The organism is Phytohabitans flavus (assembly GCF_011764545.1).
Taxonomy (GTDB): domain Bacteria; phylum Actinomycetota; class Actinomycetes; order Mycobacteriales; family Micromonosporaceae; genus Phytohabitans; species Phytohabitans flavus.
Window position 1 is genome coordinate 9,543,205 of the sequence record NZ_AP022870.1, and the last position, 26,956, is coordinate 9,570,160.

Consider the following 26,956-nt stretch of genomic DNA (forward strand, 5'->3'; position numbering starts at 1 on the left):
GGTCCGAGGTCCCTTCGGCCACAAACAACCCTGAGTAATCGCGATGGCTCATCCGGCCAGCTCCAGAGGCAGGCGCGTCTGGGCGCCGGGCGGAGCGGCTAGATACGCCACAACGTCGGCCTCGGAGAATGTCGACCGGGCTGTTTCTGCCCGCCAGGATCCCCGGAATGGAACAAGAGACAACGCGTGGGTGATGCGACCACTCGGTGTTTTGCTAGGCCGTGACTCCGCGAGCAGAAGGTCGGATTGACGGCAAAGCTGCACCACGCCCGGCGAGTGGGTATTGACAATAACCTGCCGGAATGGATTCGTTTCGTCGGGTTCGTACCCTGGGTCGATGGCGAGGTCCTGGACCAGGCCAACCATCGCAGGGAGGTTTGCCGGATGAATACCGTTCTCCGGCTCCTCCATGCATATCAAGCCAGTAAAGGTCGGATCTTCGAGGAGGACGCACAGCGCCAGAAATCTCAACGTTCCTTCAGACAGGGCTCTTGCCGGCAGTCTGAGGTTGCCTTTTTCGTGCAAAAACAGCGTGAAGACCTCGCGTACCTGATCTAGCTCGACCTCGAGACCTTCCACTCTGATCCCGGCCAGGTCGGAGAGCCTTCCGGCGACTCTTGCATATACTGCCTCTGGGTCTGACTCTTCGCCGTCGGCGACTTCATGGGCTATCCGGTAAAGTGTCGAAGCCAGATGACGACCGTCCTGGGCCAATGTGCGCGGATCCGCGAATCCGTCAGGTGCTCTTAGCGCGGATGGCTCCAAAGCCAGGCGGCGCCAGCTCTGCATTTCTCGACGTACTGCCAGGATAGTGGGATAGTCGTTTGTGGTAACTGTGCTGAGGACCGTGCGCGCTGCCCGGCCAGCCGCCACCGGCTGTGGTCTGCCGGAACTTTCTCCGTCAGGGTGGACGTGGATTACCGTGCCAGCCTCGAGATGCTCGGTGGACAGGAAGGCTCCTCGACGCTCTCCGCGGACAACAGCCGACTTGAAGCTCGGGGCTATGTGTGGAAAGCGAAGGTGCTTCGTGGCCTCTCCGCGACGGATATGCCGCAGTTCCTCGGTAAGGAGGCTGAGGCGCCCGACGCTGCCTTGACCGGTAGGAGGTAGAAACCCAAGCTCTACCTCGTAGCGAAGGAACGTAGTGGTCGCCCTGGCGTCGGCGCCCAGGTCATCCTCGACCTCGGCAGGAACGATCATCTCGGCGGCCAGCGTTATCTTGCGTTGTTGTGTGCGGTATCCGTTCCAGAAGAGATCGCGAGGATCGCTGCCACGGACGCCGGACGCTCCCCTTATGCGCTGCGAAGCCTCAACCAGTGTGTCGCTGGCCAGGTGTGAGAGGAACTCGATCGCGTCGAACACGTTCGACTTGCCCATGCCGTTCGCTCCGGCGATACATGTGAATGGGCCGAAGTCGATACTGACGTCCAGGAGGTTCTTGAACCCCTTTACCTCAAGTCGGGTGAGCATAGGCAGAGCCTAGTACGGCAGCCCAGGCAGAACGTGCAGGACAGAGGCGACGGTTCGAACGTTTGTTCTATGATCAAGCGTGCGCACGCTGCTGGTCTGGTGTCCCGACTGGCCGGTGATCGCCCTGGACCTGGTGGAGGGCATCCCGGCGACCGGGCCTGTGGCCGTGGTGCGGGCCAACCGCGTGATCGCCTGTTCAGGGGCGGCTCGGGCCGACGGGGTTCGGCGCGGCCTGCGCAAGCGGGAGGCGCAGAGTCGCTGCCCGCGGCTGACGGTGGTCGAGCACGACCCGGACCGGGACGCGCGGGCGTTCGAGCCGGTGGTGGCGGCGGTCGAGGAGTTGGTGGTCGGCGTCGAGGCGATCCGTCCGGGGTCGTGTGCGCTGGCAGCCAAGGGGCCGGCGCGTTACTTCGGCGGCGAGGAGCGTACGGCGGAGGCGATCGTCGAGCGGATCGCCGAGGCGTGCGGGGTGGAGAGCCAGGTGGGGATCGCGGACGGGGTGTTCGCGGCCGGGCTGGCGGCCCGCACCGGGCGGATCGTGCCGCCGGGGGAGAGCCGCGAGTTCCTGGCAGAGCTTCCCGTCGAGGCGCTCGACCGTCCGCAGTTGACGGATCTGCTGCGGCGGCTCGGCATGCGTACCCTCGGGGATTTCGCGGCCCTGCCCGCCGCGGACGTCCTGTCCCGGTTCGGGTTTGACGCGGCGCTGGCGCACCGGCTGGCGGCGGGGCGCGATCACCGGCCGCTCGCAGTCCGCCGCGTGCCGCCCGACCTCGACGTCACCGACATGTACGACGACGAGCCGCTCGACCGGGTCGACGTGGCGGCGTTCGCGGCGCGGTCGCTGGCCGAGCGGCTGCACGAAAAGCTCGCCGGCCACGGGCTGGCCTGCACTCGTGTGGCGATCGAGGCGGTGACCGCGGACGGGCAGGAGCTGCACCGGGTGTGGCGGCACGACGGACTGCTCACCGCGGTGGCCATCGCCGACCGGGTGCGGTGGCAGCTCGACGGGTGGATCTCCGGGCGCCGGGAGCGGCCGGTGTCCGGGATCGTACGGCTGCGGCTGGTCCCCGAAGGGGTGCTGACCCACGTCGGGCTCCAGCCGGGGCTGTGGGGCGAGACGGGCGAGGAGCGCGATCGGGCGCACCGGGCGCTGCACCGGGTACAGGGCATCCTCGGGCCGGAGGCGGTGCTCACGGCGGTGCTCGGCGGTGGGCGCTCGCCGGACGACCAGGTGCGGATGGTCCCGTGGGGCGACGAGCGGACCCCGGATCGGCCCGGCCAGCCGCCCTGGCCCGGCCGCCTCCCGGCCCCGGCGCCCGCGAAGGTGCTGCCGGCGTCCGCGCGGGTCATGGTGTACGACGCGGACGGTGCGCCGGTCGAGGTGAGCGGCCGGCTGGAGGTCAGCGCGCCGCCGGCCCGCATCGTGATCGGCTCCGCACGGCGGGAGCGAACGGTCGAAGTGGTCGGCTGGGTCGGGCCGTGGCCGGTGGACGAGCGCTGGTGGGCGCCGGAGGAGTCGCGCCGCCGGGCCCGCTTCCAGGTCGCCCTCCCCGGCGGCTGGGGCCTGCTGCTCTCCCTGGCCGGCGGCATCTGGTCGGTGGAGGCGGTCTATGACTGAGGAGGCCTCGCGTGGGCTTTGACAACCCCGTCCGCTTGTGGGCGGAGATGGAACGGGTGCTCTCCGGAAGGCCCGTGGTGGACCCGCTGGCCGTGGACGCCGACGGCGGCGACTCGCCGGCCTGGAGCCGCAAGCGGCCGCCGTACGAGGGGCCCGCGCTCATCCGTGCCGAGGGCACCGTGCCGTACGCGGAGCTGCACTGCCACACCAACTTCAGCTTCCTCGACGGGGCGAGCCACCCGGAGGAGCTGGCCCAGGAGGCGGCCCGGCTGGGGCTGACCGCCCTCGCGGTGACCGACCACGACGGGTTCTACGGTGTGGTGCGTTTCGCCGAGGCGGCCCGCGCGCACCAGCTGCCCACGATCTTCGGCGCGGAGCTCTCGCTCGGCCTGCCGGGCCCGCAGAACGGCGAGCCCGACCCGGTCGGGCGGCACCTGCTGGTGCTGGCCCGCGGCCCGGAGGGGTACGCCCAGATCGCCCGCACCGTGAGCCAGGCCCAGCTCAGGGGAAGGAGAAGGGACGTCCGGTCTACCCGTCGATCGAGGAGCTGGGAGCGGCCCTGAAGGACGTCGTCGTGCTGACCGGGTGCCGCAAGGGCACGGTACCGGCGGCGCTGCGGATCGGCGGGATGGCCGCGGCGGGCGCGGAGCTGGACCGCCTCGTGGCGGCGTTCGACCCCGAGCGCGTGCTGGTGGAGCTGACCGACCACGGCGACCCGGCCGACGGCGACCGCAACGACGCGCTCGCCGAGCTGGCCACCGCGGTGGGACTGTCCACTGTGGCCACCAACAACGTGCACTACGCCACGCCCAGGCGGCGCCGGCTGGCCACCGCCCTCGCCGCGGTACGGGCCCGGCGCAGCCTCGACGAGATCGACGGGTGGCTGCCCGCCGCGGCCACCGCGCACCTGCGCAGCGGGGAGGAGATGGCGGCCCGGTTCGCGGCGTACCCGGGTGCGGTGGCCCAGGCCGCGGAGCTGGGCCGCGAGCTCGCCTTCGACCTCCAGCTCGTCGCGCCCAACCTGCCGAAGTGGAAGCTTCCGGAGGACCACGACGAGATGAGCTGGCTACGCCATCTGACGATGGAGGGGCGCTGCGGCGGTACGGCCCACGGGAGGCGGCCCCGGAGGCGTACTTCCAGCTGGACCGCGAGCTGAAGATGATCGGCGAGCTGAGCTTCCCCGGCTACTTCCTGATAGTCCACGACATAGTGGACTTCTGCCATCGCAACCGGATCTTCTGCCAGGGGCGGGGCTCGGCGGCCAACTCGGCGGTCTGCTACGCGCTCGGCATCACCAACGTCGACGCGGTACAGCACAGGCTGCTCTTCGAACGCTTCCTCGCCCCCGAGCGGGACGGTCCGCCGGACATCGACGTCGACATCGAGTCGGACCGGCGCGAGGAGGTCATCCAGTACGTCTACGAGAAGTACGGCCGGGAGCACACCGCCCAGGTCGCCAACGTGATCTCGTACCGGCCGCGGTCGGCGGTGCGCGACATCGCCAAGGCGTTCGGCTTCTCGCCGGGGCAGCAGGACGCGTGGAGCAAGCAGATCGACAGGTGGGGGAGCATCGCGAAGGTCGACGTCGACGACATCCCCGGACAGGTCGTGGAGTTCGCCAACGAGCTACAGACGTTTCCTCGGCACCTGGGCATCCACTCCGGCGGCATGGTGATCTGCGACCGGCCGGTGATCGACGTGTGCCCGGTGGAGTGGGCGCGGATGGCAAACCGCACAGTCCTTCAGTGGGACAAGGACGACTGTGCGGCGGTCGCGCTGGTCAAGTTCGACCTGCTCGGGCTGGGCATGCTCTCCGCGCTCCGGTACGCGTGCGACATGATCGGCGAGGATCTCGACCTGAGCGGGATGGACCTGACCGATCGCGAGATTTACGCCATGTTGTGCCGAGCGGACTCCGTCGGCGTCTTCCAGGTCGAGTCGCGCGCCCAGATGGCCACGTTGCCGCGGCTCAAGCCGGAGTGCTTCTACGACCTTGTCGTCGAGGTCGCGCTCATCCGGCCGGGGCCGATCCAGGGCGGCTCGGTACACCCGTACATCCGGCGCAAGAAAGGTCTTGAACCCCGGACCCGCCACATCCCGCGATGGCCAACGCGCTCGCCAAGACCCTGGGTGTGCCGCTCTTCCAGGAGCAGCTCATGCAGCTCGCCATCGACGTGGCCGGCTTCAACGGCTCCGAGGCCGACCAGCTGCGCCGCGCGATGGGCTCGAAGCGCTCGGACGAGCGGATGGCCGCGCTCAAGGAGCGGCTCTACGCCGGCATGGCCGAGCGGGGCATCACCGGCGCGATCGCCGACGACGTGTACCTCAAGCTCTCCTCGTTCGCCAGCTTCGGCTTCCCGGAGAGCCACGCGATCAGCTTCGCCTACCTCGTGTACGCCAGCTCGTGGCTCAAGCGCTACCACCCGGGGCCGTTCCTCGCCGCGCTGCTCAACGCCCAGCCGATGGGCTTCTACTCGCCGCAGACGCTTGTCGACGACGCGCGGCGGCACGGCGTCGAGGTGCGCCGGCCGGACGTCAACCTCAGTGGGGCCAAGGCAAAGCTCGAGTACACAGCGGACACCCGGTGGGGCAGCGAGGAGGGCGAGCCGCCGCACCAGTGGGGGATGGGCGGCCCGGCCGTCCGGCTGGGGCTGTCCTACGTGCGCACGATCGGCGACGACCTGGCCGAGCGGATCGAGGAGGAGCGGGAGGGCGCCGGCCCGTACCGGGACATGGGCGACCTGGCCCGCCGGGTCGGCCTGAGCGCCGCGCACATGGAGGCGCTGGCCACCGCGGACGCGTTCGCCGGCTTCGGGCTGTCCCGCCGCGAGGCGCTGTGGGCGGCCGGCGCCGCGGCCCAGGAGCGGCCCGACCGCCTCCCGGGTACGGGTACCAGCCCCAACCCGGCGCCCGCGCTGCCCGGCATGGATGCGGTCGAGCGCCTCGTCGCGGACGTGTGGGCCACCGGCCTGTCACCGGAGAGCCATCCGGCCCGCTTCATCCGCGCCCAGCTCGAGGAGGCCGGCGCGGTGCCGATCGCGCGGCTGGGGCAGATCGACGGCGGCACCCGGGTACGCGTCGGCGGCCTCGTCACCCACCGGCAGCGACCGGCGACCGCGGGCGGGATCACGTTCATGAACCTCGAGGACGAGACCGGCATGCTCAACGTGACCTGCTCGCCGGGGCTGTGGCAGCGGTACCGGAAGGTGGCCCGCAACAGTGCCGCGCTGATCGTGCGGGGGCGGCTGGAAAAGCACGACGGTGTGATCAATCTGACTGCTGATCGGCTCGACCCCATCACACCGCCAGTGAGTCCGGCGTCACGCGATTTCCGGTGATACGCGTCGGACGGTATTCCGACAGTGGTGGTTGTTGCGCTACTTCGTTGTGTCAATCTGGCACGGGCCCGTGGCAAGGCGAATGCGACATCACAGAAATCCTGGTGGCGATGCGTGACAGGACGCTATTCCTGGTCGGTGCCAAGTACCTCTTCTGGCTGTTTTTTCTCCTCGTTTACCTGCCGCGGTTCGCGGCCGGCCACGCCCGCATCACATTTGGTGTGAGCAGCGCGGACGCCGACTACACCCGGGCACAGTGCGAGGAGCTCTCCTCCTGTGGCGACAATCACGACGCGTTCGAGTGGGCCCAGATGGCGCTGATGCGCGTTATGGCCGGCGAAATCTGGGTGACCACTATTGTGCTGCTCCTGCTCGAATCGATAATTCTCGTGGTTATGGCCGCCCATCTGATGCGCCGCCGCGTGACCGAGCGCACCGCCATTCGGTGGTGGCGGATCCAGTTGGTCGTTGTCATCGTGTCGCTCGCCGTTTACCTGGGCCTGCTCGGCGTCGGCGCCGTAGCCCTGCACCGCATTCCGGAAAATGCGCGACTCGCCCCATATCAGGCCGCGTTCTCATCGCCATTCGCCGATGTCGCGATGCTCTATTACATGGGCGTGTTCGTCGCGGTCAACGGCCTCGCGCTCGTGCACAACCGGGCGATGGCCCGCCTGCTTCCGGCCGCCAGCCGCCCCATCCCGGTCGCCGGCGAGAGCAACTAACTCCACTCGGGGATGGAAATTTGGGCTACCGCGATGTCCGCGGTGGTCCGGACCGCTGCTCCCGCGACCACCGCGGACATCGCGGTAGCTCAGATCGTGTGAATCTCTTGTCTTATGGCCTGGGGCCTACTCCTGGATCTCGGTGGAGCGAGGCGAGATCCAGGAGACAGGACCTAGTAGCGCGCGGCGGAGGTTGGCTCCGGCTCGCGTGTCGACGGAAGGTCGTCGGGGACTTTCGCCAGCTTGCTCGGGTGCCACATGTGCCGGCCCAGATCGAGGTTGAGCGCGGTGACCAGCACCGCGCGCACCACGATCGTGTCGAGTAGGACGCCGAACGCCACCGCGAACCCGATCTCCGCGAATGCCGTCAGCGGCAGCGTGGCCAGCACCGCGAACGTACCGGCGAGTACGAGGCCCGCCGACGTGATCACGCCGCCGGTCGCGGCCAGAGCGATGAGGGCGGCCCGTTTCGTGCCGTGGCGCGGGGTCTCCTCGCGCACCCGGGTCATCAGGAAGATGTTGTAGTCGATGCCGAGCGCGACGAGGAACACGAAGACGAACAGCGGCAGCGAGCTGTCGGCGCCGCCGAACCCGAATACGTGCCGGAAGAACAGCGCGCTCACGCCCAGCGCCGCGACGAAGGAGAGCACCACGGTCGCGACGAGTATCAGCGGCGCCACGATCGCGCGCAGCAGCAGGCCGAGGATCACCAGCACCACGAGCAACACGATCGGGATGATCAGGTTGCGGTCGTGGCGGGCGGCTCTCTGGAGGTCGAGGTTGACCGCTGTCTGGCCGCCGACCTGGGCATCCGCGCCGGGCACCGCGTGTACCCGATCTCGCGCTCTGTCGATCGTGTCGTACGCCGCCGGGCTGTCTGGCGGCGAGGTGAGCGTGCCCTCCATGTACGCGATCCCGCCGCGGACCGCGGGCTGGGTCACCGACGAGGCTTCGATGCCCGGGGTGCCGGCGAACGCGGTGCGCACCGCGCCGGCCTCCGCCTCGTTGCTGACCACGGCGACCGGGGTACCGACGCCGGCCGGGAAGTGCCGGGCGAGCGCCTCCTCACCCTGGATCGAGTCCGGGTTGCCGCGGAACGACTCCTTGTTGGTCAGGCCGGTCGCGTTGAGCTGGACCAGCCCGATCGCCAGCAGCGCCAGCACCACGCTGGTGGTGATCCAGGTGGTCCGCGGCGCGCGGGCGATGCGGGTGCCGACCTTGGCCCAGAGGCCACGCGTGGTCGGCTCGACCGAGCCCTCCCTCGGCTTTACCGGCCAGAAGATCCACCGGCCGACGGTGACAAGCAGCGCCGGGAGCAGCGTGAGCATGACCGCGAGGCCGACGACGATGCCGATCGCGGCGACCGGGCCGAGCCCGCGGGTGGAGTTTGTCTCGGCGAAGAGCAGGCAGATCATGCCGATCGCCACGGTCGCCGCGCTCGCGATGATCGCCGGGCCGGCGCGGTGCAGGGCGACCGTCATCGCCTCGTGCCGGTCGTGGTGCCGGCGCAGCTCTTCCCTATATCGGGCGACGAGCAGCAGCGCGTAGTCGGTGCCGGCGCCGAACACGAGTACCGTCAGGATGCCCGCGCTCTGCGCGTTGACGGTGAGGCCGCCGTACTTGGCGATCAGGTAGATCACGGCCTGGGCGCAGGTGAGCGCCACTCCGGCCGAGATGACCGGGAGCACCCAGAGCACCGGGCTCCGGTACGTGAACAGCAGGATCACCACGACCACGGCGACCGTGGCGAGCAGCAGCGTGCTGTCGATGCCCTCGAAGGCGGCGGCCGAGTCGGCGGCACTGCCGGCGGGCCCGGTGATATGTATGTCCAGCCCGTTGGCGCCACTCTCCGCGGTGGCTCTCATCGAGTCGACGAGCGTGCCGGCCCGGTCCCAGCCCTCGGGGCCGAGGTTGATCGGTACGAAGATCTGGGCCGCCTGCCCGTCCTGCGAGAACACCGGGCCCGGCACCGGGCCCTCGAGGTCAGGGAGCTGCCCGAACTTCTGCGCATCCGAGGTGATCTTCGCCTTGTCGGCGCTGGTCAGCCCGGACGAGCGCTCGTAGACGACCACCGCCGGCAGCGCGTCCGGCGAGGTGAAGGCGGCCTGCTTCTTGAGCACCTGGGTCGACTCGGCGCTGCCCGGCAGCCAGGACTGGGCCTCGTTGTCCTCCACGCCGGTCAGTCGGCCGGAGAGCGGCCCGGCGAGCGCGACCACGACCAGCCAGAACACGATGATGAGGTACTTCGTCCGGCGGCCGGTGAACAGCCCCGCGATGTCTCTGGTCATGAATCCCCCGTGGAACACGCCCTGCGATCCGGCTATATGTTGTGCCGACCCGCACCGGCCGCACATCGTCGCTACGCACCGGCTTCCGCGCCTGATACCCCTAGGGGACGCCGGACGTACATGTCCGCTTCCGGAAACCTCGCGGATGTGTACTAGTCCCTGCTCAGGGCCCGTTCGAGAAGGGTGGCGAGGGGGATCGACTCACCATCCCGTCCGCCTTTGCCGACCACGAGCGGTGGGTCGTCCGCCCGCAGGGTGACACCGGTGAGCCGGGCCCGCAGGCTGGCCGGCACGGCGAGCAGGTAGAAGGCCCCATCTTCGGCGACGGCCATCGATCTGTCGGCTTTCAGATACCAGCCCCGCAGGCCGGTCCGGTACCGCCCGCCGCCGCTGTACGCCCGTGCCACCAGCGGCTCGGTCGGCAGGCCCCGCTCGCGCGCCCGGCGGACGAAGTCGGCCACCAGCGCCCGTGCCTGCGAGACCTCCACCGCCCTGCGGCGCGCTTCGGCCTCGGCGTGTACGGTGACCGCGTGGCGCCTATCCTGGCGCCACTTTGCCTGATCGTCGCTGGTCATGGCCCGACCCTACGAGCCCCCGTTGAGGAAGGGAGCCGCACCGTGCGAGAGGGACGCTGCCACGGCGGCCCGCTGGACGGTCAGACGAGGACAATTCGCAACCCCAGCGGGTTCCTTCTATGTGACAAGCCCACCGCGCGGGCGTGGTTCTACGACTGGCGCGACGACGCCTTCCACATCCGCGACCCGGAGGCGCAGCCGCTCACCGACGCGCTCGCCTGGGGCTACGCCATCGGCGCGGAGTACGACGTGCTCGCCCTGCCCATCGGGGCCGAGGCGCCGGGGCTGGCCGCCAGTGCGGCGCGGGAGGCTGCGGCGGAGGTTGACGAGCTCACCGTCCTGGCCGCCAACCCCAACCCGAGCCGCATCTCCGCCGCGATCTGGCGACTGTGGAGCGACTTCGACCGCTTCGAGCCCTCCGCGCTGCTCGGCGGGGTGTACGCGGCGAAGCCCGGCTACCACAACTACCGCAACGCCCTGCCCTCCTCGGACTACTCGGTCCGCGACGTCGCCGCCGACCGCCAAGGCTCCGGCGTGATGGCCGCGGCGCTCGACCTGAGCCTGTCCGACGCCGCGATGCGCAAGTACACGGGACGGCTGGACAGCGCCGCCCGGTCCCGCGACCCGCGCCTGTACACCCCGCGCGGGCCGGTGCTGCGTGAGTTCATCGGCACCAAGGACGGCCGCAACGTCTACTGCTACGTGCTCACTGGCGGCCGGCCGCTCGGCGTGGGCGCGGACGCCGGCCCCGACCCGGGTCGCGACGAGACACATCTGTGGCACATCCACCTATCGATCATCAGGCAGTTCTGTGAGGACTGGTCCGCACTCGACGGAGTCCTGTCCGTACTGCGCGGGGAGTCCCTCGCGGCCTGGCAAGGTAGATCGGAGTACAACGAGATGACCCCCAGCAGGCGCAGCAGCTTCGCGACACCCACTGGGTGCTCTCCGCCGGCATTCCCAACCCCAACGGCGATGGCAGGGTGCCGATGCATCTGTGGGCGGCCTGGGTGACCGGCGCGGTCAAGGCCCTCACCACCGCGGTCGGCAACGTCGACGAGGCCACCAAGGCGCAGCTCCAGAAGGATCTGAGCAGCCTCCAGGGCAGCATCGACACGGTGCCCGAGGAGGTCGTGCAGGCGTTCGCCGCCGCCGACGACCCCGAGGAGATCGCGCTGCGGCTGCGCGCCATGCTCGGCGACAAGGCCACCGCGGTCGGCCAGATCCTCGCCCGCGGCTGATCGATGCTCCCTGCTCGTCACCCGCGATTACAGTGGACAGCCTGGTGGCGGAGGCCGTGGGGCTCCGCCACCTGTGATGCGACCCCCTGGCATAGGCTGCGCCCATGAGCGGGATAGCGGGGTTGGCATGGAGTTGACCCGCGCGCAGCGCAGCGGGCCACGCACCGCCGTCGTCTGGGCGGCCCTGCGCCGCGAAATCGAGCGGCAGGGCGGCCGCCCGCTCACCGTGCTCGATGTCGGGGGCGGCACCGGCGGGTTCGCCGTGCCGCTCGCGGAGGACGGCCACCGGGTGACGGTGGTCGACGCCAGCCCTGACGCGCTCGCCGCGCTGACCCGCCGGGCCGCGGAGGCCGGGGTCGCCGATCGGGTACAGGCTGTGCAGGGCGACGGTGACGCGCTCGCCGGCCTTGTCGAGCCGGGCGCCGCCGACCTGGTGCTGTGCCACGCCGTGCTCGAGGTCGTCGACGACCCGGCCGGGGTGGTGGCCGCGGTCACCGCGGCGCTGCGACCGGGCGGAGCGGCCAGCGTGCTCGTCGCCGGCAAGGCCGCAGCGGTGCTCAGCCGCGCGGTCAACGGCAACCTCGCCGGCGCCGCCGCGCTCCTCGCCGACCGGCACGGTTGCGCCGGGCCCAGGGACACGCTGCGGCGGCGCTACGACGCGGACACGGCCGTCGCGCTGCTGCGCGCCGCCGGGCTCGACGTTTCCGAGATCCATGGGGTACGAGTCCTCGCCGACCTCCTGCCCGCGGCGGTGGCCGACGGCGACCCGCAGGCTGTGGTCGACCTGGAGCTGGCGGCGGCCGCCCATCCGCCGTACCGGGACATCGCCGCGCAGCTGCACCTCTTCGCCCGCCGCCCGAGTTCGTGAGCCCCGGTCCGCTCGACATCGTGCGGCCGGCCTACGGGCGGGCCAGCCTCACCGAGCTGCTGCCCAGCGCGCTCGCGGTGCTCGGTGTCCCGGCGGCGCCGGATGCGCTCGGCCTTACCGCGCGGCTCGACGGCGTACGGCGGATCGCCGTGCTCGTGGTGGACGGACTCGGGTCGTACCAGATCCCCCTGGCGACCCCGCACGCACCGACACTCGCCGACGTGACGCCCGTGATCACGGACCTGACCTCGGTCTTTCCGTCGACGACGCCGGCGGGCCTCACGTCGATCGGCGCGGGAGCCGCGCCTGGGGCGCACGGCCTGCTCGCCTTCACCGTCAACGTGCCAGGGACCGACCGGGTGCTCAACCACACGCAGTGGTGGGACGACCCCGACCCGGAGGTGTGGCAGCCGGTGCCGAGCAGGCTGGCGGTGGCCCGGGCGGCCGGCGTGGCGGTGACGATGGTGAGCCGCCCCGAGTACGCGGGCACCGGCCTCACCCTCGCCGCCTGGCGCGGCGGCGACTACCGCGCGGCGCCCGACGTGGACGCGCTGGTCGCCGGCATGCTCGACGGGCTCGCGGACGGCCGGCGGGCGCTGGTGGTGGGCTACCACCCGACGGTCGACATGGCGGGGCACCGGTTCGGCGTGGACTCGCCGGAGTGGCGGGCGGCGATCTCCGAGTTCGACGGGCTGCTGGCCCGCCTCGTCGAGGGCCTGCCGGCCGACACGGCGCTGCTGGTCACGGCCGACCACGGGCAGCTCGACGTGCCCGGCGAGGGGCGGTACGACGTCGATGCCGACCCCCGCCTCAGCGCCGGGCTCCGCCTTGTCGCCGGCGAGCCGCGGGTGCGGTACCTCCACACGCTCCGGGGCGCGCGCGACGATGTGGTGGCCGCGTGGCGGGAGGTGCTCGGCGGGGACGCGTGGGTGGCGCCGCGCGAGGAGGTGGTCGAGGCCGGCTGGTTCGGGCCGGTGCCCGAGGCCCACCTCGGCCGGATCGGCGACGTCGTGGTGATCAGTCACGGCCTCAGCGCGGTGCTCGCGACCGCCCGCGAGCCGGAGACGGTGGCCAAGCTCGTCGCCTACCACGGCTCGTACACGGCGACCGAGATGATGGTCCCGCTGATTGTCGTACGGGCGGTCTAGCCTGCGAGCATGGGTCGAAGCCAGGCGGTGCCGCGCGGCGATTCGCGCTTCGGGCCGGAGGGCGACGACAGCGCCAGCCCCATCCTCCACGTCGACATGGACGCGTTCTACGCGTCGGTCGAGGTGCACCGCGACCCTTCGCTGAGGGGCAGGCCCGTCGTGGTCGGCGGGATCGGCCCGCGTGGTGTGGTGAGCTCCGCCAGCTACGAGGCCAGGGAGTTTGGGGTTCGCAGCGCGATGCCCACCGCCCGCGCCCGGGCCCTGTGCCCCCGCGCGGTGTTCATCTCGCCCGATTTCAGCGCCTATACGGCGGCGTCCCGGGCCGTGATGGGCATCTTTCGCGACGTCACGCCGCTGGTCGAGCCGCTGTCGCTGGACGAGGCGTTCCTCGACGTGGCCGGCGCGCGGCGGCTGCTCGGCCCGCCCGCCGTCATCGCCCGCCTCATCCGCTCCCGGGTGCACGGTGAGCTGGGGCTGACCTGCTCGGTGGGGGTGGCGCCGACCAAGTTCGTGGCCAAGCTCGGCTCGACCCGGGCCAAGCCCGACGGGCTGATCGTGGTGCCGGCCGACCAGGTGCTGGAGTTCCTCCACCCGCTGCCGGTTGCCGCACTCTGGGGCGTCGGCGAGCGGGCGGCCGAGACGCTGGGCCGCCTCGGGTTGCGCACCGTCGAGGACGTCGCCCGCGCACCGGTCGGCCTGCTGCGGAGCGCGCTCGGCGAGGCCGCCTCCGCCCACCTGCACGAGCTGTCCTGGGGGCGTGACCCGCGCCGGGTGACGCCCGAGCAGGTGGACAAGTCGATCGGGGCAGAAGTGACGTTCGACACAGACGTGGCCGATCCCGCCGTTATCCGCCGCGCGCTGCTCTCGCTATCCGAAAAGACCGGCGCCCGGCTGCGCCGCTCCGGCCAGGTTGGCCGCACGGTCTCCATCAAGGTCAGGCTGGCTGACTTCCGCACGGTCAATCGCTCCCGCACGCTGCCCGGCCCGACCGACGTGGCGCGCGAGGTGTTCGACACGGCATGGGCGCTGTGGGAGGCGCTGCGCCCCGGCGACCGGATCCGCCTGGTCGGGGTGCGGGTGGAGGGCCTGGCCCAGGCCGGCGCCACCCCGAGACAGCCCACGCTGGGCGAGCCCGAGCACGGCTGGCGCGAGGCCGAGGCCGCCGCGGACGCCGCCGCCGCCAAGTTCGGCCGCGCGATGATCCGCCCGGCGAGCCTCCTCCGCCCGACCGAGCCCGCCCCTCCAGCCTGACGCCTGCTCATCCAGCCTGAAGCGCCTGGTCGTGCGGGTGGAGGGCGGGGTGAGTTGCCGGTCCGCTCGCGGCGGGTGAGTGGCCGCCGCGTCCGGCCTGAGTGCGGACGAGCAGCCTCCCGCGCGCGGCGGAAGGGCGGGTGAGCGGGCGGGCATGTCCGCTTTCCGACTCTCCCCGGCCTTACTCTGGCATTTCAGACGGCCGGTGACCTGCTTTCTGCGCGCCGGTGACCTGCGGTGGACCGAAAATCACTCAGGCCATGGGTCGTCCCGCTTTCCGAGCCGCGAACCCCCTCGTAGACTGGCGGGTAAGCAGTCAGTTTGGCTGCCACGGTCTGTCGGTCCGCCCGGGCCGGCCTACGTGACCGGGGAGGAGTGCCGTGCCGCTCTCTGAGCATGAGCAGCGGCTGTTCGAGCAGATCGAGCAGTCGCTGGCCGAGGATCCGAAGTTCGCCTCGGCCGTGCGCGCCAGTGACCCGCGCTTCCACGCGCGGCGTCGTCTGCTGCTCGCTGTCGGCGTGATCGCGGTCGGTCTCGCGTTGGTTGTCTACGGCACGGTTACAGAGCTGACCCTGCTCGGCGTAGCGGGGTTCGTGGTCATGCTCAGCGCCGCGGCGTTCGCGATGCGTTCGCACCGCAAGGCACAGTCGCCCGACCTCCGCGTCGTGGGAGGCAGCACATCCCGCCGCACCCGCGGCCGCCGGATGTCCTTCATCGACCGGCTAGAGGAGAGGTGGCGGCAACGGCCCGAAGGCCACCGCTGACCAACCCACCGCCAGACGGTCCGCCGCTGAACCCTGCCCCGAAACTCCGGATCTTCGCCGCTTCCCTCGCCAAGCCCTGACCCGGCCTAGGCGAGGCGTCTCTCGTTCAGCGGCCATCGCCGCATGCCCGCGCCCGCGGTAGAGATCTTGTCGACTTTCTGCCGCCCCAACGACAAGAACTCGACTAGATCCACCTTTCGGAGCTGTGCGGGCTGCGGCCGCATCGCCGGCCGGGTGGCCGGGGTTGGTTTGTGAAACCGCGGAGGGTGAGGCCGCGGGAGCAGCGGTCTGGACCACGGCGGGCGTCGCGGTAGCTCAGATCTTCGCCTTGGAGTGGGTCCCGCAGAAGATCTTGGACGGGACCGACCCGACCCCCAGACGCCGTGAGGCGCGCGGCCGCCCAAAGTCAGGCGGCGCACGGATCTCGGGAGGCGCGCGCCGCTCCGAAGCTTGGGCGGCGCGCGCCGACCGGTGGTGGTCGAGGGTTAGCGGGACGGGCGGGTCAGCAGGCGGCGCGGGCTCCACCTCATCAGCCCGTCGCGCATGCGGCCGGACGTCAGCACCGTACGGATCGAGCTCTCCACGATCGCCTGCCGCCACCGCAGCAGCACCGACGGCGGCAGCAGCCGAGCCGCCAGCCGGGTCCGGCGGTCGGCCCGGCTCGCCAGCGCCTTCCGTACCGTCCGGAGACCGTCACCCAACCGTTCCGGCTGGAGCGGATCGCGGGCGTACCGGGCGCGCTCCTCGGCCCGCCCCAGCAGCCGCGCCGCCTCGGCCGACGCGCCCTCGACAAGGTCGTCGCGGATCAGCCGGTCGGCCGTGGCGCGGGGGGTCTCGGTCATGTCGGTCGGCACCCGGTAGTCGACCATCGTGTCCAGCAGCTCGGCCCAGGCGGCGTGCGCGTCCTCCCGTGCCTGTCCGGCCGCCGCCACGTCGGTGACCACGATCCGGAGGCCTTCACCGCCGCTGTCCGCGCCCACCGCGGCGGCGGACACTCCTCCGCCCGCCGACTGCCGCTGGCGGCGGAGCATGCCGCGCCGCATGGCCGGTATGGCCAGCAAGGCGATCAGCAGGATCACCGCGCCGATCGTGTACAACGGCCACCTGGGTGCGGTCGGCGTGCCCGCGTCGAAGCCGGCGCCGAGGTCGGCCGAGTCGTTCCCCTCCTCCTGCGGAGCCGCGGCGCCACCGGTGACGTCGGGGGCCGGGCCGCCAGACGCGGTGGCGCTGGGCTCGGGCGTGGGGGCGGCGTCGACGTCCGGCGCGTAGTCGGAGCGGATCGAGCCGGCGACGGACTGCGCGGGCGTGGCGTCGAAGGGCACCCAGCCGAACGTCTCGCCGAAGTACACCTCGGTCCACGCGTGCAGGTTTTTGTTGGTCAGGGTGAACGCGTCGCCGTCGCGGCGGTTGTTGCCGCTGCTGAAGCCGAACGCGACCCGCGCCGGGATCCCGGCGGCCCGCACCATCCAGGCCATCGCGGCGGCGTACTGCTGGCAGAAGCCTCGCCGGTTGGTAAGGAAGTCGACGATCGCGTTGCCGCCGGTACCGCTCTCGGTTTGGAGGCTGTAAGAGAAATTGTTCTTCACGGAGAAGAAGTCGTAGATCGCCCGGACTCGGTCGTACGGCCGGCTTTTATCCTTAACCAGACCGTCGACAAGCTCCTGCACCCGCTCGTTCTGCGGCATCGCGGTGTAGAACTTGACCTCGGCGGAGTCCGCCGGCAGCGGCTCGGCCTGCCGGAGCGCGGTCGCGCTGTACGACGTCCGCATGTACTCCACTGTGTACTCCTGGTTGCGGGCGGAAGATCCGCTGGAGTACACGACCTGCTGGTTCTTGTCGTAGAACCAGGTGCCCTTGAAGTTTTCGATGCCCACCGGCGTGGGGTAGATCGGCAGCAGGCCCATGTCGAAGTCCTCGGTGACCTCGATCCTGGCCCGGTACCGGTCGGTGCTCACGCCCGCCACGCCCGGCTCCTGGAAGGCGGGCAGGCCGTCCCTGAGCCGGCTGCTGGACTTCCGTTGGCCGTTGCGGAATCCCTGGTCGGTCAGCTCGTCGGCGACGCCGAACCGGATGTACTGGGGCGTGCGGTCGTTGGTGGTGACCTTGAGCATGTCGCGCTCTTTGCCCTGCTGGAGCTCGCCGCTCAGGTTGGCGAAGAGGTCGACCCGCCCGCCGTTGCCCCGGCCGTTGCCGCCCGGGCCCGAGCCGCCCGCGCCGAAGTTGGCGAGCAGGCCGGTGGTCATGCCGGGCACCGCCAGCGGCAGCAGTACGGCGAGCGCGACACCCACCACGGCGAGCCGGCGGCCGGCCGCGGCCAGCGGTGAGGGCTCCCACACGTCGACGTCGCGCCCGTCGCCGGTGAAGCGGCGGCCGAAGCGCCGTACCCGGTCGACGTTGTCCGCGACAAGCAGCCACAGGAAGCCGACCGCGCCGACGACGAAGGGGAGCGGGTGGACGCTGTCGGTGTACACGGCCACCGGCACCGAGTAGATCGCCAGCATCGGCAGGCCGGCCAGCGCGGGGCGGCGCACACCGACGGTGAGCAGGTCGACGAGGATGGCCACCGAGCCGACGCCGAGCACGGTGAGGAACTGGAGGCCCACCCGGTCGGGTACGGGCACGCCGTACGAGCGCATGTCCTCGACGGCGAAGTTCATCAACTGGCCGAAGTGGGCGAACGTACCGGGCATGGGGATGATCGCCAGCAGCTCCTCGCCGCTGGAGAACATCAGCGTCAGCACCAGCATCAGCGTGGCCATCATGCCGAGCAGCTGGGCCCACACCGGGGCGCGCAGCGAGCGGGCCAGTGTGGCGGCGCCGGCGATCAGTGCCACCGCCACCGTGCACTGGATCAGCCAGGTCCACCGCTCGAAGATCGTCGACAGTGGAGCGGCCGCGAGGAGCGTGGCCGCCGCGGCGACGAACCCCAGGTGCCGATCACGCACAGCTACCCAACCTTCCCGGGCCCGCGAGCCCGATATCGCCCAGCTACCTAGCCCCGCCGGCCCTCGGCGGGGCTGATGCCCACCGTCTCCGCCATCGTCGCCCGCACCGCGAAGCCCTGAGATCCGCGGGCCGCCTGCGGCCAGAGCGCGGGCAGCTTCGCACCGTGGGATACGCCCACCACACGCCAGCCGCTGCGCATCAAGCCCAGCGCGGCCGCGCCGTGCGCCCGGCCCGCCTCGATCCGACTCTCCGCGGGCAGGTTGAGCCACGTCGAGGAGTCGATCAGGAACGCCAGGCAGGTCGTGTTGTTGCTCCGCAGCCCGGCCAGAAGCTCGGCCTCGGCGCCGGTCAGCGTGCCGAGCAGCGCGATCACCAGACCGCCGTCGGAGCGCCTCCGCACCGCCTCGACCAGCTGGCCCACGTCGCCGCGCTTGTCCAGCCGTACGTCGGCCAGGTGGTCGAGCAGGATCCCCTCGCCGCCCTCGGCCGCCTCGGCGTCGATGCCGGTGTCGGTGACAAGCCGCAGCTTGTACCCCGCCTGCCGCAGGTGGACCGCGATACTGGCCGCCGCCGAGACCGCCCACTCGAAGCTGGCCGTGGGGCCCTCGCCCCGGTGGGCGTACTGCCGGGTGTCCAGCACGACCGTGGCCCGGCTCTCCCAGGGCTGCTCCTCGCGGCGCACCATCAGCTCGCCGGTGCGCGCGGTCGACTTCCAGTGCACGCGCCGCAGGTCGTCGCCGCGCCGGTACTCCCGGGTAGCCGCGTCGTCCTCGCCGTGCACGGCCACCGAGCGGGCCCGGCTGTCGCCCGCGCCCGCGTACTCGCCGGCGAGGCGGACGGTGGGCAGCGGGTGCACCTGCGGGATCACGGTGAGCCGGTCGACGCTCGGGAACGAGCGGGTCAGCTCGCACAGCCCGAACGGGTCGGTCAGCCGCACCACCAGCGGGCCCACCTCGTACTTGCCGCGCACGTCGGCACGTACGGTGTACGCCACCGAGCTGGCCTGGCGCGCGCCGAGCCGCTCGAGGACCACCCGCGGGCGGCTGCCCAGCGCGTACGGCAGGCGGTCCTCCAGCAGCAGCGTGCCGGTGGGCAGGCGGGACATGTTCTGGAGGCGCAGCACCACGCGGGCGCTGGCACCGACCGGGGCGCGGTGCGGCTCCAGCGCCCGGCTACAGGCGAGCCGGTAGCGGCTGCGGCCCACGTACGCGGCGGCCAGCAGCGGCAGGATCGCCAGCAGGACCGCGACCCGTAGCAGGTCCTTCTCGCCCAGGATGACGGCGGAGACGGCGGCCGCGGCCGCCGCCGCCAGGAACGACCGGCCGCGCGTCGTCAGCCCGCGCAGCGCTTCCCGCACTGTCAGCCCCTCCGCTGGTCGTACTGGGCGCGCCCGTCGCCGGTCGACGGTGGCCGGGTGTCGTACGGCGAGCGCTGCTGCCGCTCGTGGGGGAGCGGGAGCCGGTGCACGATGTCCGCGATGATCGCGTCGGTGGTGCGCCGGGCGAGCTGCGCGTCCGCGGTGGGGATGATGCGGTGCGCCATCACGGGCACGGCCAGCGTCTGTAGGTCGTCGGGGAGCACGTAGTCGCGCCCTTCGAGCGCGGCGACCGCGCGGGCGGTGCGCAGCAGCTGGAGGGTTGACCGGGGGGACGCGCCGAGCCGCAGGTCGGGCGCCTCACGGGTGGCGGTCACGAGGTTTACCGCGTACTGCTTCACGGCGTCGGCGACGTGGATCTCACGTACCGTCGCGATCAGGCGGCGGACGGTGGAGGCGTCGGAGACCGGCTTGAGCGCGACGATCGGGTCGCTGGTGCCGTGCACGTCGAGCATCGCGAGCTCGGCACCCGGATCGGGGTAGCCCATCGCGATCCGGGCGGTGAACCGGTCGCGCTGCGCCTCGGGGAGGGGGTAGGTGCCCTCCATCTCGATCGGGTTCTGCGTCGCGATCACCATGAACGGCGTCTGGAGCTCGTACGTCGTACCGTCGACGGTGACCTGCCGCTCCTCCATGCTCTCCAGGAGCGCGGACTGCGTTTTCGGCGAGGCCCGGTTGATCTCGTCGCCGACCACCAGGTTGGCGAAAACGGCACCCGGCTTGAACTCGAAGTCGTGGGTTTCCTGGTTGTAGACACTGACGCCGGTCACGTCGCTGGGTAGCAGGTCGGGGGTGAACTGGATCCGCCGCACCGAACAGTCGATCGACCGGGCCAGGGCCTTGGCGAGCTTGGTCTTACCGACACCGGGGACATCCTCGATCAGGAGGTGGCCCTCTGCCAGCAGGACGGCCAACGCTAGGCGCACCGTAGCGGTCTTGCCTTCGATGACCTGCTCGATGTTGGCCACGATGGCGTCACTGGCGGCACGGAACTCCGCGCCCGACAGTGGGCCGCCAAGCTGGTCCCAGGATGGTTGTGTCACGGGCCTCCTCCTCGTTTACCACGGCTTCCCTTATAGATACGCAAGGGTGGCCGGAAGGTTCGCGGGAGTGCAGGCCGGGATGTGACGGACCACCCGCATGTGCACAGGCTAGCCCTGTCGGTGGAATTCGCCGAGTCGGTCACGATGGCCGCGTAGTACACTGCCGTCATGGCCAGGGCCTTCCTGCTTCTTACCTAGCCGCGCCCTCGACGCCCCCGGTCGACAGCGCGGCAGCCCCTCCTGCGAGAGGGGCATTTTTGTGCCCCTTCGCAGCCCCCCAGCCTCGCCCCGGCGAGCGGGCTCGGCTTTGCCCTGACGAGAATGGCCCTGGAGGTAGAAAAATGAGCGAAGAGGCTGCGGACATTCCACGCTTCCGATACACGGCCGAGCTGGCTGGCGAGATCGAAGTGCGGTGGCAGGACTTTTGGGAGGCGCACGGCACGTTCGACGCGCCGAATCCGAGCGGCGACCTGGCCGACGCCGGCCACCCGCGCGCCGCCGCGCCGAAGCTGCACGTGCAGGACATGTTCCCGTACCCGTCCGGCTCCGGCCTGCACGTCGGCCACCCGCTGGGGTACATCGGCACCGACTCGTACACGCGTTACAAGCGCATGGCCGGCTACAACGTGCTGCACCCGATGGGTTTCGACGCTTTCGGACTGCCCGCTGAGCAGTACGCGGTGCAGACCGGTACCCACCCTCGGATCACCACCGAGGCGAATGTCAAGCGCTACCGCGAGCAGCTGCGCCGGCTGGGCCTGGGCTACGACAGCCGCCGGTGGGTGTCCACGACCGACGTCGAGTACTACCGGTGGACGCAGTGGATCTTCCTGCAGATCTTCAACTCCTGGTACGACCCGGAGCGGCGCAAGGCCCGTCCGATCGCCGAGCTGATCTCGTCGTTCGAAGCCGGCGAACGCCCCACGCCCGACGGTCGCCCGTGGAGTGAGCTGTCGAGTGTCGAGCGGCGCCAGATCGTCGACGACCACCGCCTGGCGTACGCCTCCGAGGCGCCGGTCAACTGGTGCCCCGGCCTGGGCACGGTGCTGGCCAATGAGGAGGTCACGCCGGACGGGCGCAGCGAGCGCGGCAACTACCCGGTCTTCAAACGCAGCCTGAAGCAGTGGATGATGCGGATCACCGCGTACGCCGACCGCCTGGTCGAAGATCTGGACACGCTGGACTGGCCGGAGCCGGTCAAGCTGATGCAGCGAAACTGGATCGGCCGCTCGACCGGCGCGCAGATCGAGTTCGCCACCGATGTGGACCCGGTCCGGGTCTTCACCACCCGACCCGACACCGTGTTCGGCGCGACGTACATGGTGCTGGCGCCCGAGCACGAGCTGGTCGACGCGCTGGTCCCGGAGCGGTGGCCGGCCGGCACCCGGGAAAAGTGGACCGGCGGCCACGCGACGCCGGCCGAGGCCGTAGCGGCGTACCGGGCCGCCATCGCGGGTGAGACCGACGAGGAGCGGACCGCGGAGAGCCGCAAGAAGACCGGCGTCTTCACCGGGGCGTTCGCGACGAACCCGGTCAACGAGGAGCCGATCCCGGTCTTCATCGCCGACTACGTGCTGGCCGGCTACGGCACCGGCGCCATCATGGCGGTGCCCGGCCAGGACGTGCGCGACTGGGAGTTCGCCGAGGTCTTCGAGCTGCCCATCGTCCGGACCGTGCAGCCGCCGGCCGACTTCGACGGGAAGGCGTTCACCGGGGAAGGCCCGGCGGTGAACAGCGGCTTCATGGATGGCATGGGCGTCGCGGACGCCAAGGCCGTCATCATCGATTGGCTGGAGTCGCACGGCGTCGGGTCGGGCGCGGTGACGTACCGGCTGCGCGACTGGCTGTTCAGCCGCCAGCGTTACTGGGGCGAGCCGTTCCCGATCGTGTACGACGAGACGGGCCTGCCGATCGCGCTGCCCGAGTCGATGCTGCCGGTCGAACTGCCCGAAGTGGACAACTTCTCGCCGCGTACGTTCGACCCGGACGACGCCCAGTCCAACCCGGAGACCCCACTGTCCCGGGCGACGGAGTGGGTCGAGGTGGAGCTGGACCTGGGCGACGGCCCGAAGCGGTACACCCGGGAGACCAACACGATGCCGCAGTGGGCCGGCTCCTGCTGGTACGAGCTGCGCTACCTGGACCCGCGCAACGACAAGGCGCTGGTCGACCCCGAGGTCGAGAAGTACTGGCTGGGCCCGCAGTTTCCCGGTGACTGCGGTGGCGTCGACCTGTACATCGGCGGGATGGAGCACGCGGTGCTGCACCTGCTGTACGCGCGCTTCTGGCACAAGGTGCTGTTCGACCTGGGTCACGTCTCGTCGTTCGAGCCGTTCCGGCGGCTGTTCAACCAGGGCTACATCCAGGCGTACGCGTACCGCGACGCGCGGGGTGTCGTGGTGCCGGCCGAGGAGGTCGAGGAGCGCGACGGCAAGTACTTCTACGAGGGCCTGGAGGTCTTCCGCGAGTACGGCAAGATGGGCAAGTCGCTGAAGAACGTGGTGACTCCGGACGAGATGTGCGAGGCGTACGGGGCGGACACCTTCCGGGTGTACGAGATGGCGATGGGCCCGCTGGACGTCTCCCGCCCCTGGGAGACGCGGGCGGTGATCGGCTCGCAGCGGTTCCTGCAGCGGGTGTGGCGGCTGGTGGTCGACGAGGACTCCGGGGCGACCCGGGTGGTCGACGAGCCGGCCGACGAAAAGATCCGCCGGGCGCTGCACAAGGCGATCGACGGCGTCCGCAACGACATGGACGAGCTGCGGTTCAACACCGCGATCGCCAAGCTGATCGAGCTGACCAACACGGTGACGCCACTGCCGGCCGCGCCGCGCGAGGTGGCCGAGCCGCTGGTGCTGATGCTGTCGCCGTTCGCCCCGCACGTCGCCGAGGAGCTGTGGCAGAAGCTGGGCCACTCGGGCTCGCTGGCGTACGTCGACTTCCCGGTCGCCGACCCGGCGCTGCTGGTGGCCGACTCGGTCACGTACCCAGTGCAGGTCAACGGCAAGGTCCGCGGACGGGTCGAGGTCGCGGCGGGCGCGGAGGAGCAGTCGGTACGCGAGGCGGCGCTGGCCGCGGTCGGCGACCACCTGGGCGGGCGTGACCCGCGCAAGGTGATCGTGGTGCCCGGCCGGATGGTGAGCATCGTGGTGTGACCCAGCTCTTCCTTGATACCCCCTGGGGGTAGGGGGTATCGTCATCCGCATGGAGACGAAGACCTACTCCGTCAGCGGCATGACCTGCGCCCACTGCGTGGGCTCGGTGAGTGCCGAGGTCGGCCAGATCCCCGGCGTGACCGATGTCCAGGTCGACCTCGCCACCGGCGCGGTGACCGTGACCAGCGAGCGGCCGGTCGACGACGGCGCGGTGCGCGCCGCCGTCGACGAAGCCGGCTACGAGCTGGTCGGCTAGAGCACGGCTTCCTGCTCGCTGCCCGCCCTGGCGTTCTCGGGGGCGGGCAGCGGCGCACCCACCGGCGGCACCTGGCGGAGCAGCACCAGGGCCGCCACCGCGACGCCCACCAGCAACACCGCGCTCACCGCGGCCACCGCGTGCAGCCCGCTGGTGAACCCGGCCCGCGCCGACGCCAGCACCGCGTCGCCGAGCGGGCCTGGCAGCTGCGGTACCACGGCGGCCGCACCCGCGAGGGTGTCCCGGGCGACGGCTGGCGCTCCGGCCGGCAGGGTGTCCGCCACGTCGGCGCGGTAGACGGCGGCGGCGAGGCTGCCCATCGTCGCGATCCCCAGCGCGAAGCCGAACTCGTTGCTCACCTGCGAGACCGACGCCGCCGATCCGGCCTTCTCCGGCGGCGCCGCGCCGATGACGATGTTGGTGCCCAGCGTGATCAGCGGCCCGGCGCCGAAGTTGATCAGCGCGAACCCCACGATCAGCCCCACCGCCGTCTCCGACTGCGTGATCACCACGAGCCCGGTGGCGGCGACGGTCATGCCGGCCGCGATCAGGTACGCCGGCCGGACGCGACGGGCGGCGACCGGTGCCACCTGCACGCTGACGATGCCGGCGAGCGCGGCGGGTATCAGCGCGAGGGCGGCGTCCTGCGGTGACAGCCCCTCGACGAGCTGGAGAAACTGGGTCAGCAGCACCATCGTGGCGCCCGGCAGCATCGTGTTGATCAGCATGCTCACCAGCGCCGTGGTCAACGCCCGGTTGGCGAAGAGTCGCAGGTCCAGCAGCGGGTCGGCCAGCCGCCGCTGCCGCCGTACGAAGACCACGCCCATCGCGACGCCGAACGCGAGCGCGGCGAGCGGTACCGCCTCCCAGCCGTTGCGGGCCAGCTCCTTGAGGCCGTAGATCCCGGGCAGGATGGCCGCGAGCGAGAGGCCGACGCTGGCGAGGTCGAGGCGGCCCGCGGAACGCCCGTCCCCACCCCCGAAGGCAGCAGGATCGGGCCGAGCACGAGCAGCAGCACCATCGCCGGCACGCCGAGCAGGAAGACCGAGCCCCACCAGAAATGCTCCAGCATCACGCCGCCGACCACCGGCCCGAGCGCGATGCCGCCCAACATGCACACCATCCACACGCCGATCGCGGTGGTCCGCTGGCGCGGGTCCTGGAACATGGTCCCGATCAGCCCCAGCATGGTCGGGCCCAGCGCGGCGCCGGCGATGCCGAGCAGCGCGCGGGCCGCGATGAGCATCTCGGGGCTTGTCGAGTACGCGGCGAGCACCGACGCGGCCACGAACCCGACCGCCCCGATCAGCAGCAGCCGCCGCTTCCCGATGCGGTCGCCGAGCGTACCCATCGTGATCATGAAGCCGGCGAGCAGGAAGCCGTACACGTCGAGGATCCACAGCTGCTCGTTGTTGGTCGGCGCGAGATCGGCGCTGAGCGCGGGGAGCGCGAGCAGCAGCACGAAGAGGTCGATCGCGACGAGCAGGCTGGGCAGCGCGAGCACCGCCAGGCCGATCCACTCCCGGGCGCCCGCCTTCGGTGGGTTCGTGTCGTTCATCGGAGGTCCTTCGGTCGTGGCGCCCTCCTGGCGCCTCTCGCGACGTGGTCGGAGCGGCGGCGGGATTCTCGACATGACCGTTGGATGCTTCCCGGATTAGAACACGTGTGCGAACATGATCCGCGTGGGAGCCAGCATCCTGCACGCCGACCTCGACGCCTTCTACGCGTCCGTCGAGCAGCGGGACAACCCGCGGCTTCGCGGCCGCCCGGTCATCGTCGGCGGCGGCGTCGTGCTGGCGTGCAGCTACGAGGCGAAGGCACGCGGCGTGCGCACGGCCATGGGCGGACGCGAGGCCCGCCGGCGCTGCCCGGAGGCCGTCGTGGTCCAGCCCCGGATGGCCGCGTACAGCGCGGCCAGCAAGGCCGTCTTCCGGATCTTCCGGGACACGACCCCATTGGTCGAAGGGATCTCCATCGACGAGGCCTTCCTCGACGTGGGCGGCCTCCGCAAGATTTCTGGTACGCCTGTCGAGATCGCCGATCGGCTGCGTGCTGACGTCCGGCGCCAGGTCGGCCTGCCGATCACGGTGGGGGTGGCAAAGACCAAGTTCCTGGCCAAGGTGGCCAGCGGCGTGGCAAAGCCGGACGGGCTGCTGGTGGTGCCGGTCGGCGGGGAGCTGGCGTTCCTGCATCCGCTGCCGGTCGAGCGCCTGTGGGGCGTCGGCCCGGTGACCTCGGCCAAGCTGCGCGAGCGCGGTATCCGTACGGTCGGCGCCGTGGCGCGGATCGGCGAGGCGGCGCTCGTCTCGATGCTCGGCGTCGCGGCCGGCCGGCACCTGCACGCCCTCGCCCACAACCACGACCCGCGGGCCATCCAGACCGGCCGGCGGAGGGGCTCGATCGGTGCTCAGCGCGCGCTGGGCCGTAGCCCGCGCACCCCGCGAGATCTGGACGCGGTGCTGTGCGGCCTTGTCGACCGGGTGGCCCGGCGCATGCGGGCCGCCGACCGCGTGGGCCGTACGGTGATGCTGCGCCTGCGCTTCGACGACTTCTCCCGCGCCGCCCGGTCGCACACGCTGCCCCGCGCCACGTCCAACACCAGTACGATCCTCGAAGCCCTGCGCGGCCTGCTGTCCGCCGCCATGCCGATGATCGACGAACGCGGCGTGACCCTCGTCGGCGTCGCGGTCGGCAACCTCGACGACGGCAAGGCCGTCCAGCTGATGCTCCCCTTCAACCCGGACAGCGGCGCCGAGCTGGACGTCGCGGTGGACGCGGTCCGCGACAGGTTCGGCTCCTCGGCTGTCACCCGCGCGGTGCTACTAGGTCGCGACCCCGGCCTCACCATGCCCATGCTCCCCGACTGAGTCCTTGGGCAGCGCCGTCCCTGGGCAGCGC

General features: G+C 71.2%; 17 protein-coding genes and 2 pseudogenes. 12 read left to right on the forward strand and 7 right to left on the reverse strand.

Annotation, left to right across the window (positions count from 1 at the left end; genetic code table 11):
- Positions 1 to 48: 48 nt before the first annotated feature.
- A complete protein-coding gene (locus tag Pflav_RS42515; protein ID WP_173042099.1) occupies positions 49 to 1,470 on the reverse strand; it encodes an AAA family ATPase in 1,422 nt (473 codons plus the stop codon).
- 79 nt (positions 1,471 to 1,549) lie between these two features.
- Here Pflav_RS42515 and Pflav_RS42520 point away from each other — a divergent pair, with 79 nt between their 5' ends.
- From Pflav_RS42520 to Pflav_RS42530, 3 genes and pseudogenes are all read left to right on the forward strand, one after another.
- On the forward strand, positions 1,550 to 3,088 hold the full coding sequence (locus tag Pflav_RS42520; protein WP_173042100.1) for a DNA polymerase Y family protein: 1,539 nt from the start codon (positions 1,550 to 1,552) through the stop codon (positions 3,086 to 3,088).
- 11 nt (positions 3,089 to 3,099) lie between these two features.
- A pseudogene (locus Pflav_RS42525) lies at positions 3,100 to 6,426 on the forward strand (error-prone DNA polymerase).
- A gap of 104 nt (positions 6,427 to 6,530) precedes the next feature.
- Positions 6,531 to 7,148, forward strand: a complete 618-nt coding sequence (locus Pflav_RS42530; RefSeq protein ID WP_173042101.1) for a hypothetical protein — start codon at positions 6,531 to 6,533, stop codon at positions 7,146 to 7,148.
- Between the two features lie 173 nt (positions 7,149 to 7,321).
- On the opposite strand, the gene Pflav_RS42535 is transcribed toward Pflav_RS42530, so the two are convergent.
- Positions 7,322 to 9,436, reverse strand: a complete 2,115-nt coding sequence (locus Pflav_RS42535; RefSeq protein WP_173042102.1) for an MMPL family transporter — start codon at positions 9,434 to 9,436, stop codon at positions 7,322 to 7,324.
- 152 nt (positions 9,437 to 9,588) lie between these two features.
- Positions 9,589 to 10,011 (reverse strand): hypothetical protein, encoded by a 423-nt coding sequence (locus tag Pflav_RS42540; RefSeq protein ID WP_173042103.1) that lies wholly within the window; start codon positions 10,009 to 10,011, stop codon positions 9,589 to 9,591.
- Positions 10,012 to 10,053: 42 nt separating this feature from the next.
- On the opposite strand from Pflav_RS42540, the gene Pflav_RS42545 reads away from it, so the two are divergent.
- From Pflav_RS42545 to Pflav_RS42570, 6 genes are all read left to right on the forward strand, one after another.
- Positions 10,054 to 11,025, forward strand: coding sequence for a hypothetical protein (locus Pflav_RS42545; RefSeq protein ID WP_173042104.1), 972 nt, complete (start codon positions 10,054 to 10,056; stop codon positions 11,023 to 11,025).
- On the forward strand, positions 11,001 to 11,252 hold the full coding sequence (locus Pflav_RS42550; RefSeq protein WP_173042105.1) for a hypothetical protein: 252 nt from the start codon (positions 11,001 to 11,003) through the stop codon (positions 11,250 to 11,252). The genes Pflav_RS42545 and Pflav_RS42550 overlap by 25 nt, the downstream gene beginning before the upstream one ends.
- Positions 11,253 to 11,379: 127 nt before the next feature.
- Positions 11,380 to 12,120 (forward strand): methyltransferase domain-containing protein, encoded by a 741-nt coding sequence (locus tag Pflav_RS42555; protein WP_173042106.1) that lies wholly within the window; start codon positions 11,380 to 11,382, stop codon positions 12,118 to 12,120.
- Positions 12,117 to 13,268, forward strand: coding sequence for an alkaline phosphatase family protein (locus tag Pflav_RS42560; protein WP_173042107.1), 1,152 nt, complete (start codon positions 12,117 to 12,119; stop codon positions 13,266 to 13,268). The genes Pflav_RS42555 and Pflav_RS42560 overlap by 4 nt, the downstream gene beginning before the upstream one ends.
- A gap of 9 nt (positions 13,269 to 13,277) precedes the next feature.
- On the forward strand, positions 13,278 to 14,519 hold the full coding sequence (locus Pflav_RS42565) for a DNA polymerase IV (protein WP_173042108.1): 1,242 nt from the start codon (positions 13,278 to 13,280) through the stop codon (positions 14,517 to 14,519).
- A gap of 380 nt (positions 14,520 to 14,899) precedes the next feature.
- On the forward strand, positions 14,900 to 15,283 hold the full coding sequence (locus Pflav_RS42570; RefSeq protein ID WP_173042109.1) for a DUF3040 domain-containing protein: 384 nt from the start codon (positions 14,900 to 14,902) through the stop codon (positions 15,281 to 15,283).
- Between the two features lie 485 nt (positions 15,284 to 15,768).
- Here the strand turns inward: Pflav_RS42570 and Pflav_RS42575 are convergent, their stop codons facing one another.
- From Pflav_RS42575 to Pflav_RS42585, 3 genes are read right to left on the reverse strand one after another with little or no spacing between them, the layout of a single operon-like run.
- Complete coding sequence (locus Pflav_RS42575; protein ID WP_173042110.1) at positions 15,769 to 18,228, reverse strand: transglutaminase TgpA family protein; 2,460 nt, start codon at positions 18,226 to 18,228, stop codon at positions 15,769 to 15,771.
- A 47-nt stretch (positions 18,229 to 18,275) separates the two neighbouring features.
- The gene (locus Pflav_RS42580; RefSeq protein WP_173042111.1) at positions 18,276 to 19,586 is read right to left on the reverse strand and encodes a DUF58 domain-containing protein; all 1,311 of its coding nucleotides are present in this window, start codon (positions 19,584 to 19,586) and stop codon (positions 18,276 to 18,278) included.
- 2 nt (positions 19,587 to 19,588) lie between these two features.
- Complete coding sequence (locus tag Pflav_RS42585) at positions 19,589 to 20,647, reverse strand: AAA family ATPase (protein WP_173042112.1); 1,059 nt, start codon at positions 20,645 to 20,647, stop codon at positions 19,589 to 19,591.
- 341 nt (positions 20,648 to 20,988) lie between these two features.
- Between Pflav_RS42585 and leuS the strand changes: the two genes are divergently transcribed.
- Both leuS and Pflav_RS42595 read left to right on the forward strand, forming a co-directional pair.
- A complete protein-coding gene (gene leuS / locus Pflav_RS42590; RefSeq protein ID WP_173042113.1) occupies positions 20,989 to 23,802 on the forward strand; it encodes a leucine--tRNA ligase in 2,814 nt (937 codons plus the stop codon).
- Between the two features lie 49 nt (positions 23,803 to 23,851).
- Positions 23,852 to 24,058 (forward strand): heavy-metal-associated domain-containing protein, encoded by a 207-nt coding sequence (locus Pflav_RS42595; protein ID WP_173042114.1) that lies wholly within the window; start codon positions 23,852 to 23,854, stop codon positions 24,056 to 24,058.
- On the opposite strand, the pseudogene Pflav_RS42600 reads toward Pflav_RS42595, so the two are convergent.
- A pseudogene (locus Pflav_RS42600) lies at positions 24,055 to 25,616 on the reverse strand (MFS transporter). The gene Pflav_RS42595 and the pseudogene Pflav_RS42600 overlap by 4 nt on opposite strands.
- 115 nt (positions 25,617 to 25,731) lie before the next feature.
- Between Pflav_RS42600 and dinB the strand changes: the two are divergent.
- Positions 25,732 to 26,925 (forward strand): DNA polymerase IV, encoded by a 1,194-nt coding sequence (gene dinB, locus Pflav_RS42605; RefSeq protein WP_415624364.1) that lies wholly within the window; start codon positions 25,732 to 25,734, stop codon positions 26,923 to 26,925.
- The last annotated feature ends 31 nt before the right edge of the window (positions 26,926 to 26,956 follow it).

Coding starts and splice junctions, on each gene's coding strand:
- Pflav_RS42515 (WP_173042099.1), bottom strand. CDS start 1,470: ATGCTCACCCGACTTGAGGTAAAGGGGTTCAAGAACCTCCTGGACGTC.
- Pflav_RS42535 (WP_173042102.1), bottom strand. CDS start 9,436: ATGACCAGAGACATCGCGGGGCTGTTCACCGGCCGCCGGACGAAGTAC.
- Pflav_RS42540 (WP_173042103.1), bottom strand. CDS start 10,011: ATGACCAGCGACGATCAGGCAAAGTGGCGCCAGGATAGGCGCCACGCG.
- Pflav_RS42550 (WP_173042105.1), top strand. CDS start 11,001: ATGCATCTGTGGGCGGCCTGGGTGACCGGCGCGGTCAAGGCCCTCACC.
- Pflav_RS42555 (WP_173042106.1), top strand. CDS start 11,380: ATGGAGTTGACCCGCGCGCAGCGCAGCGGGCCACGCACCGCCGTCGTC.
- Pflav_RS42565 (WP_173042108.1), top strand. CDS start 13,278: ATGGGTCGAAGCCAGGCGGTGCCGCGCGGCGATTCGCGCTTCGGGCCG.
- leuS (WP_173042113.1), top strand. CDS start 20,989: ATGAGCGAAGAGGCTGCGGACATTCCACGCTTCCGATACACGGCCGAG.
- Pflav_RS42595 (WP_173042114.1), top strand. CDS start 23,852: ATGGAGACGAAGACCTACTCCGTCAGCGGCATGACCTGCGCCCACTGC.
- dinB (WP_415624364.1), top strand. CDS start 25,732: ATGATCCGCGTGGGAGCCAGCATCCTGCACGCCGACCTCGACGCCTTC.